We start from the raw sequence: 14,110 nt of genomic DNA on the forward strand, positions 1-14,110 counted from the left end.
TTTCGCTACAGCGGCGCGAGGTTTTCGTCGCGCATGCCGACCAGCAAGGCGCGCCCGTCCGGCATCACGCGGAACTCGCCGTAGCGTGCCTTGCCGAAATGTTCGCCCTCGCCTTCCTTGAAAAACCAGGCGTCGCTCACCAGGGTCCAGCGGCCAGCCTTGCGCGTCAGTTGCATCCGGTATTCACCGGGCGCCAGCGGCGTGCCGTCATCGACGCGCTTGACGCTGGCCACGCCGCGCTCATCGCGCGTCAGCACCACATGGGGACGTTTGCCGGACTCGTCGAAGCCTGACAGCTCATTAAGGGCACTGATGCTCAGGAAATTGAGAGTCATGTAGTCGCCCTGCATCAGCGACCGGGGGTCTACCGGTTCCAGCGCAACCAGTACCGGCGCGCCGTTGGCGATCAGCTGCTCTTTTTGCCAGATGGCGCCATTGCCTACCACCAGCACCAGCAGCAGCCCCGCCAGCATGCCGAGCTGCGCCTTGCGGCCAGGCTTGCTTGGCTGCGTGCCGAGATCACCAGTGGCGGGCAAGATGGCGCCGCGCGCTGCCAGCACCGACATCAGGCCCAGCACCAGGCCCGCGGCTGCCAGCACCAGCGCCTTGCTGGCCAGTGGCCAGGCCAGCAGATAATAGAAACTGCCGATAATCCAGGCCGCTGCCACGCCGGCGGCGACGGCCACGCGCAGGCGGGCGCTGCTGACGCAAAACGCCAGTATCAGCATTACCGGACCCAGCCCTGGCAGGAACCATGCCAATCCCGTCAGCACCAGTGCCACGCCGGCCGCCGGCAACTGGCGCAGCGACGGCCAGCAACGCAGCATCCAGGCGGCCGCCGCCACGGCAAGCAGCACCGACAGGAAAGGCAGCCATTGCGCATACCAGCTGCTGCCATGGCGGTTCAGCGCATTGGCCATGTCGTCGCCCAGGCCGTCGCCCACGCTGGCGCTGAGCAGGAAAGTTTTGCCCGACCAGCTGGCCAGGCCCAGCAGGATGGCCAGCACCCATCCGGTAGAGACCGATTCGATGTAGCCGGCAACTGCGGCGCCCTTGCCGTCATCAAAGGTGCTTTTCTGCAACCAGTGCGCGCCCAGCCACACACCGAGCGCCAGCAGCCACGCCAGGTAGAGGGTGGCCGCATCGCTGTCGTAGGACCACAGGTACTGGCTGCCGACGCTGCCCACCGCCAGCAAGCCGCAGGCGACCAGGCCCAGCAGTACACGCAGCCAGTCGCGCGGCAAGATGGCGGCAAACGCCAGGCAGACAGCGCCCAGCGCCACCGCAGCGAGCTGATTGTCCATGTCGCGGAACAGGGCATAGCCCAGCAGGCCCCCGCCGACCAGCAGGCAGGGCACGCCGATTTGCTCGACAAACAGCGACACGCCGCGTGGACGGATCAGCATGACGGCCAGGCCCAGCGCCAGAAGCGCCACGACATAAGTACCACCGCCTTTTTCCAGGAAACTGCCCAGCATGAAACCGAGCGCCAGTACCAGCGGCAAGGCCGCCAGCCAGGCGCCCAGCGCCGTCATCAGCACCACCGGCCAGGGCCGCACATCCTGTACAGGCAGCGCAACATTGGCAGGCAGTACGCCCGCCTGGACGGCGTCGCGGACCAGGTCGCCCAGTGGCGTGACTTTCACGGTGCTCATGGCGCCTCCCGGCGCGAACGCCACAAAATACCCTGCACCGTCAGGGCCAGCAGCGCGGCCGCCACCAGGCCTATCATCAGCAGGATGCCGATCTCGTTGCCCTTCATGTCGTCGACCATGCGCGACACCATGCCGGAAATAAGCAGGGTATTGATGCCCAGCGCCACGGCACTGAGGCCAAACACATCAAAAAACTGCGGCAGCAGCAACAGCGCTGCCGCCACCAGCAGCAGGGCCAGGCCGGCCCAGTAAGGCGAGGCTATGGTGCTGTTGAACAACGCCGCCATGCCCGAACCGGTGACCATGATCACGGTCAGCAGCAGGCCCAGGCGCAGCGGCCACGCTTTTGCACCCGTCCAGCGCGCCAGCAGCGGCGAGACGAAGGCACAGGCCAGCAGCAGCGCCAGCCAGCCGGTGAAATAAATGCCCAGGTCTCCGGGTTCAATGCGCCAGCTGCGCTGCGCATGGGCCTGTATCCACAAGGTGACGCCGGTGGCCAGCACCAGCATCCACGGCGTCCACAGCACATCGCTGCGCGCCACCAGGCACAGCGGCAGCGCCAGCGCGGCCCAGACGGCAAACAACTGCCACGGGTCCGCGCCGGTCTGGTAGGTCTGGCCAAAATAGGCGAACAGGCCGCCGATGGCCAGCATGGCAATCAGCAGCAGCGGCGCGCGTGCGGCCGGCGCCACAAAAGCACCCAGGCAGGAGGCAATGAAAATCCCCTGGATCAGGGCGAAGCGGCCAGTGCGGCCAAAATCTGCCCAGTTGGCGGCGATCCAGAAGATCAGTCCCAGGCCCAGCAAGGCAGCGCCCAGTACGGCCACGCCACGCGGCAGCCACCAGGACAGTCCTTTGGGCTCGTGCCCGAAGCCGGCCAGTTCCTGCAGTTGCCGGGTTTGCGCGGCATCGAGCTGATTGGCCGAGGCGAGTTGATACACGGCGAGGCGTAGATCCATCGTCTGCTTTCGAAGTAAAAAGAAGGATTGCTGGTCAGCGCTCGACTACCACGCCGCGCCAGAAGGCGACATGGCCGGCGATCTGCCGGGCTTCCGCCTTGGGTTCGGGGTAATACCAGGCCGCGTTCTCGTTCACCTTGCCATCGACGACCAGGTCGTAATAGCTGGCGATGCCCTTCCAGGGGCAAGTCGTCTGGTGGCCGCTGGCACGCAGGTAATCCTGGCTGACGGCAGACAGAGGGAAATACACATTGTTTTCAACGATCTGTACCTGATCGCTGCTCGCTTGCGCAATAACGGCGCCATTCCAGCTTGCTGTAGGCATTCGGCTATCCTCCGGTGAAATGGAAGTGTAGCCTGAATATCAAGGAACGGCGCGCGCCATTGGTGCACTGGTGCAACTTACTCTTGCGTGATGATCTGGCGCAAGGCCTGTTCGAACACTTCCGGTGGCTGGCCACCGGAGATCAGGTGGCGTTCGTTGATGATAATGGCAGGCACCGAGCTGATGCCGTTTTGCTGGTAGAACTTTTCACGCGCACGCACCTCGTCGGCATACTTGCCGGTCGTCAGTATCTCCAGTGCCGTGTCCGGATCGAGGCCTGCATCGTCGGCGGCCTTGACCAGCACCTCGTGCGAGGATGGGTCCTGGCCCTGCGTGAAATAGGCGTCGAACAGGGCCATTTTCAATTCGCGCTGGCGCCCGGCCAGTTCGGCCCAGTGCAGCAGACGGTGCGCGTCAAAGGTGTTGTAGATGCGGCCGCGCTTGTCCATCGAAAAGGTAAAGCCGAGCGACTCGCCACGCGCGCGTATCGCTTCGCGCGATTGCGCCATCTGTTCCGGCGTGGAACCATATTTTTCGGCGATATGTTCGCCGATGTCCTGGCCTTCGGGGCCCATGTTGACGTTCAGTTCGAACGGCTGAAAATGGATTTCGGCAGCCACCGTGTCTTGCAGGGTGGACAGCGCCTGCTCCAGGGATTTGAGGCCGATCACGCACCAGGGGCAGGAGACATCGGAGACGAAGTCGATACGGATGGGGGTAACGGACATGGTGAACCCTTTGCAAGTGAGTGGTAAGTCAGTGGAAGTCCCCTGATTTTACTTTTTCTTGCTGCCCGCCGCTTTTGCCGCGTCTTTTTTCGCGCCTATCCGGCTTTCCTTGCCCGCAAGCAAGTTGGCGATGTTCTGGCTGTGGCGGTAGGCCAACAACACGCTCATGATCACCACCGAGAGCAAAATCGCATCGACGCCAAACAGCAGGCCGTAGTAGAACGGCGCGAACAGGGCCGCCACCAGCGCCGCCAGCGAGGAGTAGCGAAAGGCAAAGGCGATAATCAGCCAGGTGGCCAATGTCGCCAGGCCCAGCCAGGGATTAATGCCCAGCAGCACGCCCAGCGCCGTGGCGACGCCCTTGCCGCCGATAAAGCGGAAGAATACAGGCCACAGATGGCCTAAAAATACCGCGATGGCGACCAGCGCCACGGCGGTGTCGCCCACGCCCAGGTCAGCCGCAAACCGGTCGGCCAGGAACACCGCCAGCCAGCCCTTGGCGCCGTCACCCAGCAAGGTCATGATGGCGGCGCCCTTGTTGCCACTGCGCAGCACGTTGGTGGCGCCCGGATTCTTCGAGCCATAGGTACGCGGATCGGCAATGCCATACACCTTGCTCATCACCACGGCGAACGAGATCGAGCCGAGCAAGTAAGCGGCCACTGTCATCGCCAAGGTTGTGATTACTGGATTCATTTCTTCCCTTTGTTATGTGATTGCTACCGGCCTCCAGGCTGGCGCAGCAGAATATACACGAGCGCCTGGAGCATGCACAGGGCGCTCGTGGATTTCCTTAATCGTGCAAGGCGCAATGCACCGCCTTGGCCTTGAGTACGTCGAGCAGCACCTGTGGCGCCAGCGCGACGAGAAAACCGCGCCGCCCGCCATTGATATAGATGCGCGGCAAGGCCAGGATGCTTTCTTCCACGTAGACGGGCATGGCTTTTTTGGTGCCGAACGGCGAAGTGCCGCCTATCATGTAGCCGGAATGGCGCTGCGCCACTTCGGGCTTGCAAGGCTCTACCGACTTGCAGCCGATGGCGCGCGCCAGGTTCTTGGTCGATACCTTGCAGTCGCCATGCATCAGCACGATCAGCGGCTTGGCCGCCTCGTCCTGCATCACCAGGGTCTTGATCACCTCGTGTTCTGGCACGCCAAGTTCGCGCGCCGAGACGCTGGTGCCGCCGTGTTCTTCATACGGATACGGACATTCGTCAAAGGCGACCTGGTGCTTGCGCAGCAGCTGCGTCGCCTGGGTTTCTGAAATATGCTCTTTTTTAGCCATGCGTGATACGCTGATCATTCAGTGAGGAGTGCTAATTATGCAGCAAGAAATACGCTTTGCCACCTTCAATGTCTGCAATCTTGCTCCGCCGGGCGCCAGGCTGTATGACAACCTGGCCCCGTTAAGCCTTGAAGAATACGACGCCAAGGCGGAATGGACGGCGCGCCAGATCGATCTGCTGGACGCCGACGTGATCGGTTTCCAGGAAGTGTTCTCGCAGGCCGCCCTGCGCGACGTGCTCTCGCGCACGCGCCACTACCGCGACGCCGTGCAAGCCGGCTACGACTCGCCGGACGGCCCGCAACGCCTGCTGCCGACCGTGGCGCTGGTATCGCGCCTGCCGCTGGCCGGCCCCAGCGTGGCGTATGCCGACTTTCCCGCCGGCGTGGCGATGCCGGCCGAAGGCCACCCGGAAGACGCCACCCTGTCGCGCTTTGCCCGCCCGCCGCTGCATGCGCAGGTGATCTTGCCATGCGGGCAGATCACCGACGTGCTGGTGGTGCATCTGAAGTCGCGCCGGCCCGACTACCGCCATGGCGAGGGCGCCGATGCGCGCAGCTATGCGCTGGCCAATTTGCGCTCGCTGCAGCGGCGCGGCGCCGAAGCGGTGGCGCTGCGCGTGCTGGTCAGCGACCTGGGCACCAGCGGCCGGCCCTGTATCGTGCTGGGCGACTTCAACGATATCGCCAGCGCCGTCACCACCTCCATCGTGATGGGCGCCGGCGCACCGTGCGAGCCGGGCGCCGACCTGCCGGAAATGCGCGAGCGCCTGTACGACTGCAACGCCATCCAGCTGCGCCAGGACTATCTGCGCCATGTGGGCTATACCAATGTACATGACAGCATGTACATGACGATCGACCATATCCTCGTCTCCGAACACTTCCACCCCGCCTCGCCACGCGCCATCGGCGCCGTGCAGGACGTGCTGTATGTGAACGACCACTTGCTGCAGGCGCTGCCGCAGGCGTCGGACCATGGGCAGGTGGTGGCGCGCATCAAGCTGCTGAACATCGTCAATGATGCATGATGGCGAATAGTTCAAGGCGCAGGTCGGTGAAGGTGCTGGGCGCATAGATGGCGATCGCCTGCGACTTCATCATGGCTTCGTACAGTTCGCCACGGCTGTCAATCGAGAAATAATAGGCGTTCGGACGAACCGGCACCTCCATCGGTACCTGCGCCATGTGCACCAGTTGCAATCCGGGCAAGGCGCTGCGGATCAAGGCCTCGATATCATGCGGCGAGGCGATCTTCAACTGGCGCGGCACTTCCGCGACCAGGTTGAGCGCGGGCATATGGGCGGAAACGGCCAGGTAAAGGCCCGCCTTGCGTTCCGTCAGCGTGGCGGCGATTTTGCCCTGGTAGTACGGACCACGTTCCTTGTCGAAGTCCAGGGGAATGACGACGTAGCGTGACGACACCACTGTATCGAGCAACTCACCGATAATGGTGTTCAAGGCGTCGAAGCCGGGCGCCGGATGCTCATGGTGGTAGACAGGCAGCTGCGCTACCGCATATTGCCGTGAAAAAGCCATCAGCTCGCCAGCGAGCGCCGTCATTTTCTCGAACAGCTGCTGCGGATGGCAGTGGCCTGACCTGGCGCAGTGCGCCAGCGAGGCATGCGCGGCGCTGACGGTGCCGAGCATCCAGAACGAGGTCACGTCGCCGCTGTGCGCCTCGATGGCGTTTCCCCGTGGCTGGCGTTGCAAACGATACAGCGCCTCGGCTTTCGCGCTCAGCTTGCCGAGCAGGCTGCGCAACATGTCGCGCATGGCAGGATCAACCTCGACCGACAGGCTGGGCGCCATGAAGGTCGGGTCGATTTCAAACCGGCCGTCGTCCTTGCGGCGCAGCTTGACGACCGGGATGCAGTCATGGGCATCGCGCACATCGAGATGCGACAGCAGCCGCAGTTTTTTCCGCAGGTAGGAAACGTTGCTGCTCAGCGCATCGGTGTAGAGGTCCTGCGTTTGCGCGTCGAAGGGCACGTAGCGGCTGGTATCACAGCTCACTGCATCAGTGGCCAGATTGCCACCGTGTGCCTTGAACGCGGGCAGCGCCGCATAAAACACAAAGCTGTGCTCGTCCGCAGGCAACTGGCCCAGGTCGACCGCCAGCGGCAGTTCATCGGCCAGCGGCGCCTGACAGACTTCCCCGTCCCTGAAAATCAGCGTCAGCGCCTGCGCCTGCAAGGTGTTGCTGGTCACGCAATCGAGATCCCAGCGGGCGAACTGCACGCCCCAGGCGCAGGGATTGATGGCGGCGGCGATATGGCGCAAATGCGCCTCGTGATACAGGTCCAGTTGCTGGAAATGCTGTGCATCGAGCGTCAGACCTTCAGCCCACAAGACTTTCAAGGCAATGCTCATGTTTTCTCCATAAAAATACATTGATGGTCGAGGGAGTGTGACGCTGCGCCCGGCCACTAATGTTGCGTAATCGCAATATATTTGCCATTGCAAGGCCGATACTGGCTCATCTGCGCACGGCGGTTGTCCGTGGCGCGCAAGGAGAGGCCGATGGACGATCTGCTGCCGTATTTCGAGCGTGAACTGGTGGCCTTGCGCCGTCTCGGCCGCGAATTTCATGAGCGCTATCCCAGGGTCGGCGGCGCCTTGCAGCTCGGTGACGATACCTGCCCGGACCCGCATGTCGAACAACTGATACAGTCGGTCGCGTTGCTGTCGGCGCGCGTGGCCAAGCGGCTTGACGACAGCTACCCGGAACTGACCGAAGCGCTGCTGGAAACCCTGTTTCCGCACTACTTGCGGCCCTTCCCTTCCTGTTCCATCGCTCGCGCCACTTACCCTGCCGTCAGGTCGGCGGGCGAGGCGCCGCTGCTGACCATCGCGCGCGGCACCGAGATGGATAGTGGCACTGTCAACGGCGTACGCTGCTGTTTCAGGACCGCCTACGACATTACGCTCGCGCCGGTCAGCTTGTCCGCCGCCCGTTTTGATGCTGTGCTGCGCGCTCCCTCCGGCGTCGCCCTGCCTCCTTCCGCCAGCGCTGGCGTGAGCATCGTTATCGACGGCGCCATGCCGGCCAGCCTGCCTAGCCTGCGCGTGTTCATCGATGGCGAACCCTCGTTTTGCGCGGCCCTGCGCGACGTCCTGTTCATGCGCGCCGTGTGCGCCCATGTGGAAGCCGAGCCGGGACGCTGGGTGGCGTTGCCAGGCTTGCCATTGCTGCCGGTTGGTTTTGCCGAAGACGAAGCCTTGATTCCGTTTGACGCGCGTTCGCCTGTGGCTTACCGGGTGCTCAGCGAGTATTTCGTTTTCCCCGAAAAATTCAATTTTTTCGATATCGACCTGGCGCCCGTGCGTGCGCTGCTGCCGCCAGGATGCCGCCGCTTCACGCTGCATGTGGCCCTGGACGGAATGCGGCCCGACTCGTCCCGCGCGCGCATGCTGGCCAGCCTGTCGGTGGCCAATTTGCTGCTCGGTTGCAGCCCGGTGGTCAACCTGTGCCAAAGGCCGGGCCAGCCCATCTCTGTCACGCAGTTCGCCGCCGACTATGCGGTGGTGGCCGATGCCGCGCACGCCTCCTCGTTCGAGATCTACTCGATCGACTCGGTCAGGATGGTGCGCCGGCGCGGACAGAACGAAGTGGTGACCGAATTGCGGCCGTTTTATTCGCTGCGCCATGGCGAGGCGACCGGCGAGAAAAAGGGGCAATACTGGGTGCTGCGCGATGACGCCTGCCTGGCCGCCCTCAGCCCCGGCCATGAAAAACGCATCACCGTGATCGATGGCGATTTCAATCCCATGGTGGTGGAAAAAACCAGCCTGTCGATTGCCCTGACCTGCACCAACCGCGACTTGCCGCATGCGCTGAAATACGGCCAGGCTGGCGGCGACCTTACGCCGCTGCGCGACGCCGACAGCTATTTGGTGCACCTGCTGCGCCGGCCGAGCCGCAGTTGCCGTTTTACCAAAGGCAGCGGGCAATGGCGTTTGATTTCCCACCTGACGGTGAATCACTGCGCACTGTCGCAAGGCGGACTGCCGGCCTTGCGTGAAATGCTGGCTCTGCACGACCTGCAGCAGTCACCGATTTCGCGGCGCCAGATCGACGGTATCACCGGCTTGCAGCCGGCGGACACGGTGGCCTGGATGCGGCACCGGCATGGCACCGCGCTGGTGCACGGCACCGAAATGCGCATCACGCTCGACGAAGACGCTTTTGTGGGCAGCGGCTTGCTGCTGTTCGTGCAGGTCATCGACCAGTTCCTGGGCCTGTACGTACAGGTCAACAGCTTTATCGAACTGGTCGTGCTGTCCCGACAATCCGGCAAGGAGCTTATCCGATGCAAACCCAGAAGCGGCTACCAGACGTTAGCGTGATCCAGGGCCTGCTGGACGCGCCGCAGCGCTACCAGTTCGTGCAGGCCGTGCGCATCCTGGTGCGCTGGCTGCGCACGGCCGGTCTTGCGCCGGATGACAAACATGCGCTGTTCCAGATGCTGCGCTTCCGGAACAGCCTGTCGCTGGGTTTTTCGGCCAGCCAGATCGAGGCGCTGTCGGCCTGCCCTGCCGATAACGCCATGCGCGACGCGCCGGACGCGGCACTATCCATCACGCCAGCGTTTTTGGGCCTGTCGGGCGTGTACGGTGGCCTCCCTTTGCATCGCACGGAACGGATCGCCGACGCGCAGCGCCGCGATGGTGACGACAGCGCGCGCGCATTTATCGACCTGCTGTCGCAGCGCCTGGTGGCCATGTTTTTCCAGGCCTGGGGGAAATACCGTTTGGAGCACGGCATCGACATGGGTGGCGACGACCGGCAGTTGCCTCTGCTGATGGCGCTGGCAGGGCTGAGCCGCGACACGCTGCCCGGCGGCGCGAGCGACTCCGCCTGCAATATGGCGGGCTTCCACGCCGCCACCTTGCGTAGCCGGCCGGTGGCGGGAAGTTCGGTGTCACGCGTGCTGACACATCACTTCGGCGTGCCGGTCGCGCTCGAACCGTTCGTCGAAGCCTGGGATCCCATTCCGGCAAGCCAGCGCAGCAAGCTCGGTGGCGCCGTTGCCCGGCTCGGTGCCGGCGCGTCGCTGGGCGGCAGGCTGCGGCGCAGGGACCTGCGCGTGCGGCTCAATATCGGCCCGCTCGACCAGCTTGATGCCGAACGCTTTATGCCTCGCGCAAGTACCGCCACCGCGCTGGCGCACAGGGTGGCGATGTTCGGCCTGCGGCATCTGCAATTCGAGGTGCGCGTCCTGTTCCGGCCTTCGTGCGTGCGGCGCCTGGTATTGACCAGCAAACCCGGCGCGGCGCGGCGCCTGAACTGGGACGCCTTTATGCCGCGTCGCGATGGCACAGTCGCCAGGGACTCGGCCGGCTATTTATTAAAGTTGAAGGAGGCCGCATGACCAGCAATATTATCGACGCCGCCAAGGCCGCGCTGTCCGCCTTCAGCCAGCAATCACAGGCCAGGCGGCTGATGCGCATGGACTTTCCGCAGCAGGACGGCCCGGCCAATACCGTCATGCTGGTCAACAGAATCACGATGCGCGAAGAGCTGTCGCGCGACTTTCGCATCGAGGCCGAAGTGCTGTCGGACGATGCCCGCATCCCCCTCAAAAGCATGATGGGCAAAATGGTCACGATTGCGCTGGTGCGCGAAAACGGCACCCTGCGCCACATGAACGGCTATGTCGGCAGCTTCCGTTTTGTCCGTACCGATGGCGGCTTCGCATACTATCGAATGGTGCTGTCGCCGTGGCTGGCCTTTGCCAGGCTGCGCCAGGACAACGCCTCGTTCCACCATCGCAGCGTGATCGAACTGACCGAGACCACCTTCGCCCACTACCGCCAGCGCGACTGGCAGACCCGCCTGAGTCCCGCTTGCGACGACAAAAAAATTACTTGCGCCAACCAGTATAACGAGAGCGACTACAACCATCTGCACCGGCGCTGGGAAGACGCCAGCCTGTACTACCATTACGAGCATCGCTTTGATGGTCATACCCTGATACTCGCCGACGACTCCACCCTGGCCGAACCGATTGACGACGCCCATGCCAGCGCGCCGGGGGACGTGATGCCCTTTCGGGCCCAGGCCGGCTCGCAAGAAGCCGATGGCCTGCATGCGTGGCAGGCGGTGCGCCAACTCGGTTCCGGCAAGCTCACACTGGCCAGTTTCAACTATAAAAGCCCGCGTCCGCAGCTGGTCAGCGGCAGTTCGCTGAACCGGCAGGGCGAGGTAGACGCGCATGAACTTTATGAAAACACGGGCGCCTACGGCTACCCGGATCTGCGCGCCGGCGAGCTGCTGGCGCAGCGCCGCATGGAAGAACGCGACCGGCACACCCAGTATTTCGAGGCCAGCGGCAACGACCGCGCCGCGCAGCCGGGCCGCAGTTTCAAACTGGGCGGCCACTTCAGCGGCGACGCCAAAGCGCCGGCGCGCGGCCAGGACATCAAGCCGGCCATCGCCGGGCGCGATTATCTGATCGTCTCAGTCGAGCATGCCGCCAGCAACAACTACCCGGCCGGCCCGCACGCCAAATCCGAATACAGCAATAGCATGGTGTGCGTCCGCCGCGATCTGCGCTGGCGACCGGGGCGCCACCACAACAGCGCGCCATGCCCCCATCCCGGCGTACAGACGGCGCTCGTGGTCGGCCCACCCGGCGAGGATATTTATACCGACGAACTGGCGCGTATCAAACTGCAATTTCACTGGGATCGGCTCGGTACCTTCGACCAGGCCAGTTCGCCCTGGATAAGGGTCATGATGCCGATGGCCGGCCAGTACTTCGGTCAAATGTGTTTGCTGCGGGTGGGCCAGGAGGTGGTGGTGCAGTTCCTCGACGGCAACATCGACCGGCCCATCGTCGTGGGCGTCGTCTACAACCGCGAGCAGATGCCACCCTGGCATTTGCCGGCGCAGCGCGCGCTGGCGGGCATGCGCAGCCGCGAACTGGGCGCCGGCGGCGACGGCGGCAGCAACCACCTGGTGCTCGACGACACCAAAGGCGCGCTGCAGGCCCAGCTCAAAAGCGACCATCAACACAGCCAGCTCTCTCTGGGCAGCATCACCCGCATTGAAACGTCAGAAGGGCGCATGGACGCGCGCGGCGAAGGCTGGGAGCTGGCGACCAACGCCTGGGGCGTGGCGCGCGCCAACAAAGGCATGCTGATCACTACCGAAGCGCGGCCCAACGGTGCCTCGCACAGCAAGGACATGGGCGAGACCCAGCTGCGCCTGAACACCGCCCATGCGCAGCAGGATGCGCTGGCGCAACTGGCCAAGCAAGCCGGCACGCAGGACGGCGAAGATCAGGCCAACGTGCTCACCGCCATCAAGGCGCAGAATGACAGCATCAAGGGTGGCGCTGGCGGCAAAGGCGGCTTTCCTCAACTGGCCGCGCCGCACCTGGTGCTGGCCAGTCCGGCCGGCATCGCCGCCACCACGCGCGGCAGCACCCATCTGGCCAGCGAACAGCATGCGGCCATTACCACCGGCCAGGACCTGTCGATTGCCAGCGGCGCCAGTCTGTTTGCCAGCGTGCGCCAGGCATTGCGCCTTTTCGTGCAGCAGGCCGGCATGCGCCTGGTGGCGGCCGCCGGCGATATCGACGTACGCGCCCTGACGGACAGCGTCAACATCCTTGCCAAGCTCAACATCACACAAACGGCCAACCGCATCACCATCAGCGCCAAAGAGGAAGTGGTGATCAACGGCGGCGGCAGCTATGCCCGGTTTGGCGCCAAGGGCATCGAACTGGGCACGACCGGCACTTTCGTTGCACATGCAATAAGCCACAGCTTGCCGGGTCCCGATAGCATGGATGCGCCATCACTGGACCCTCATTTAAGGAATTCAACTTCCTTGGGATCATTTGATGAGCAATTTCGTCTGGTGGCAAAAGATTGCAAGACTCCGATTGCCAACAAGCGATATCGCATTACCGCTGCTGACGGAACCTGCTGGGAAGGCATAAGCGATGAAGAAGGGATGACCGAAAGGGTTTATACGTCTTCGCCGACCGAGCTTTCCTTGACATTACTGGCTGATGAGGTGTGACATGAGTGAGACAATTATCGCCACCGCCAAGACCAACTCAGTAACGGGCTCAGAAGTCAAAGTCACCGTGGATGACATAGTTTGCTCTATTTCAATTAAAAAAAACAAATTCTCAGATTTCTTGCCAATTATTCCTTCAAATGCAAGAGTCAGAGACGGAAAAATATTATATCGCCTGAAATTCAAAGCTTGCCTGACCATGCATTCCAACGGAGCCAAAGTAAGCAATCATTCCCTCAGTGTGAAAACCAATAGGCCAGCAGATAGCGTTATTATCCATGAAAAATCAGACTCCGGTGGAGAATTGATTTTTACACTTGAAACTCGCGACTCTGGGACCATCGAACTGAATGTGACCACCTCAGGTGTAACATCTCCCACTTTCAATATCACGCTTAAAGATGCGTGGTATGAAGATTTATTTTTAATTACTGGCTACAACGTTTGTGACGAAAACGATTTTTCTGGACCTCTGGTTACAGCCAATGGATTAAAAGAAAAACACAAAGAAGATTTTTTGTACAGCGCCAGAGGGGTGCCAATGCAAGGTACCGGGAAAGATACTGACGGACGTTATATTGCGTTGACCCAGTTAATTGGTGGATGGCATCGGAATGCAAGAGGTGCTCCTGACCGCGTCGCATCGCAAACCGGCACCTCATTCAGATATGTTCAAAGCGTTGAAGGAAAGTACGGAACAGTGAGGGAAAATCATTCCATGGCAGTTGATATCAGTGTCATTCCGGCGCACGCAAAAGTCGATATCGACGGTGTGGGAACTCGCTACGCAGATGACAAAGGTAGTGCGATCCGCGCCTACCATATTGACAACTTTCTTGGCGCAGGTGCCGCTGTGGTAAAAGCCACCTCGTTATACACAAGTCCAGACCGCCGCCTAGCCGGTGCGAAAATGCGTTGACATTCAATGACTTAACGCGCCCCTTGTAAACTCGCCGCGATTCAGGTTTACTCTCGCCTTTTGCGTGGACGAATTGGCGACAGCACCGGCACCTTGGACCGAGACGGAATTTGGCCAACTTGACCTGGGCGACGCGCGCCTGAACAAACGAGCGAGGATCTTGATGGAACGATTTGCGGCTGACCCTACGGCGAGCGTGCCGAAG

The 14,110-nt window shown here is 62.3% G+C and carries 13 protein-coding genes; 6 read left to right on the forward strand and 7 right to left on the reverse strand.

What is annotated here, in order from left to right; translation table 11 throughout:
• Positions 1-5: 5 nt before the first annotated feature.
• The 6 genes from ACQ4WM_RS08170 to ybaK all read right to left on the reverse strand — a co-directional run bounded on the left by ACQ4WM_RS08170 (position 6) and on the right by ybaK (position 4,952).
• Positions 6-1,655, reverse strand: a complete 1,650-nt coding sequence (locus ACQ4WM_RS08170) for a GDYXXLXY domain-containing protein (protein ID WP_436546164.1) — start codon at positions 1,653-1,655, stop codon at positions 6-8.
• On the reverse strand, positions 1,652-2,614 hold the full coding sequence (locus tag ACQ4WM_RS08175) for a DUF2157 domain-containing protein (protein ID WP_436546165.1): 963 nt from the start codon (positions 2,612-2,614) through the stop codon (positions 1,652-1,654). The genes ACQ4WM_RS08170 and ACQ4WM_RS08175 overlap by 4 nt, the downstream gene beginning before the upstream one ends.
• A 34-nt stretch (positions 2,615-2,648) precedes the next feature.
• A complete protein-coding gene (locus ACQ4WM_RS08180; protein WP_436546166.1) occupies positions 2,649-2,939 on the reverse strand; it encodes a DUF427 domain-containing protein in 291 nt (96 codons plus the stop codon).
• A 77-nt stretch (positions 2,940-3,016) separates the two neighbouring features.
• Entirely contained in the window at positions 3,017-3,667 is a 651-nt protein-coding gene (locus tag ACQ4WM_RS08185; protein ID WP_436546167.1) for a DsbA family oxidoreductase, read from the reverse strand.
• 48 nt (positions 3,668-3,715) lie between these two features.
• A complete protein-coding gene (gene plsY / locus ACQ4WM_RS08190; protein ID WP_436546168.1) occupies positions 3,716-4,363 on the reverse strand; it encodes a glycerol-3-phosphate 1-O-acyltransferase PlsY in 648 nt (215 codons plus the stop codon).
• 97 nt (positions 4,364-4,460) lie between these two features.
• The gene (ybaK, locus tag ACQ4WM_RS08195; RefSeq protein WP_436546169.1) at positions 4,461-4,952 is read right to left on the reverse strand and encodes a Cys-tRNA(Pro) deacylase; all 492 of its coding nucleotides are present in this window, start codon (positions 4,950-4,952) and stop codon (positions 4,461-4,463) included.
• 37 nt (positions 4,953-4,989) lie between these two features.
• Between ybaK and ACQ4WM_RS08200 the strand changes: the two genes are divergently transcribed.
• Positions 4,990-5,982, forward strand: a complete 993-nt coding sequence (locus ACQ4WM_RS08200) for an endonuclease/exonuclease/phosphatase family protein (RefSeq protein WP_436546170.1) — start codon at positions 4,990-4,992, stop codon at positions 5,980-5,982.
• Here ACQ4WM_RS08200 and tssK read toward each other — a convergent pair.
• On the reverse strand, positions 5,969-7,324 hold the full coding sequence (gene tssK, locus ACQ4WM_RS08205; protein WP_436546171.1) for a type VI secretion system baseplate subunit TssK: 1,356 nt from the start codon (positions 7,322-7,324) through the stop codon (positions 5,969-5,971). The genes ACQ4WM_RS08200 and tssK overlap by 14 nt on opposite strands.
• 150 nt (positions 7,325-7,474) lie before the next feature.
• Here tssK and tssF point away from each other — a divergent pair, with 150 nt between their 5' ends.
• The 5 genes from tssF to ACQ4WM_RS08230 form a co-directional block, all read left to right on the forward strand.
• Positions 7,475-9,301 (forward strand): type VI secretion system baseplate subunit TssF, encoded by a 1,827-nt coding sequence (gene tssF, locus ACQ4WM_RS08210; protein WP_436546172.1) that lies wholly within the window; start codon positions 7,475-7,477, stop codon positions 9,299-9,301.
• Positions 9,265-10,326: a type VI secretion system baseplate subunit TssG gene (gene tssG / locus ACQ4WM_RS08215; RefSeq protein ID WP_436546173.1), complete on the forward strand. Its 1,062-nt coding sequence runs from the start codon at positions 9,265-9,267 to the stop codon at positions 10,324-10,326. The genes tssF and tssG overlap by 37 nt, the downstream gene beginning before the upstream one ends.
• Positions 10,323-12,986, forward strand: a complete 2,664-nt coding sequence (locus tag ACQ4WM_RS08220; protein ID WP_436546174.1) for a type VI secretion system Vgr family protein — start codon at positions 10,323-10,325, stop codon at positions 12,984-12,986. The genes tssG and ACQ4WM_RS08220 overlap by 4 nt, the downstream gene beginning before the upstream one ends.
• Position 12,987: 1 nt before the next feature.
• Complete coding sequence (locus ACQ4WM_RS08225; RefSeq protein WP_436546175.1) at positions 12,988-13,905, forward strand: 3D domain-containing protein; 918 nt, start codon at positions 12,988-12,990, stop codon at positions 13,903-13,905.
• 64 nt (positions 13,906-13,969) lie between these two features.
• Positions 13,970-14,110: IS4/Tn5 family transposase DNA-binding protein (locus ACQ4WM_RS08230; protein WP_436546222.1), on the forward strand; the 141-nt coding region annotated here is incomplete at its 3' end.

The sequence above is a fragment of the Janthinobacterium longum genome, assembly GCF_051380735.1.
Classification (GTDB): Bacteria; Pseudomonadota; Gammaproteobacteria; order Burkholderiales; family Burkholderiaceae_D; genus Janthinobacterium.

Coding starts and splice junctions, on each gene's coding strand:
- ACQ4WM_RS08180 (WP_436546166.1), bottom strand. CDS start 2,939: ATGCCTACAGCAAGCTGGAATGGCGCCGTTATTGCGCAAGCGAGCAGC.
- ybaK (WP_436546169.1), bottom strand. CDS start 4,952: ATGGCTAAAAAAGAGCATATTTCAGAAACCCAGGCGACGCAGCTGCTG.
- plsY (WP_436546168.1), bottom strand. CDS start 4,363: ATGAATCCAGTAATCACAACCTTGGCGATGACAGTGGCCGCTTACTTG.
- ACQ4WM_RS08220 (WP_436546174.1), top strand. CDS start 10,323: ATGACCAGCAATATTATCGACGCCGCCAAGGCCGCGCTGTCCGCCTTC.
- ACQ4WM_RS08175 (WP_436546165.1), bottom strand. CDS start 2,614: ATGGATCTACGCCTCGCCGTGTATCAACTCGCCTCGGCCAATCAGCTC.
- tssF (WP_436546172.1), top strand. CDS start 7,475: ATGGACGATCTGCTGCCGTATTTCGAGCGTGAACTGGTGGCCTTGCGC.
- tssG (WP_436546173.1), top strand. CDS start 9,265: ATGCAAACCCAGAAGCGGCTACCAGACGTTAGCGTGATCCAGGGCCTG.
- ACQ4WM_RS08225 (WP_436546175.1), top strand. CDS start 12,988: ATGAGTGAGACAATTATCGCCACCGCCAAGACCAACTCAGTAACGGGC.
- ACQ4WM_RS08200 (WP_436546170.1), top strand. CDS start 4,990: ATGCAGCAAGAAATACGCTTTGCCACCTTCAATGTCTGCAATCTTGCT.
- tssK (WP_436546171.1), bottom strand. CDS start 7,324: ATGAGCATTGCCTTGAAAGTCTTGTGGGCTGAAGGTCTGACGCTCGAT.
- ACQ4WM_RS08185 (WP_436546167.1), bottom strand. CDS start 3,667: ATGTCCGTTACCCCCATCCGTATCGACTTCGTCTCCGATGTCTCCTGC.
- ACQ4WM_RS08170 (WP_436546164.1), bottom strand. CDS start 1,655: ATGAGCACCGTGAAAGTCACGCCACTGGGCGACCTGGTCCGCGACGCC.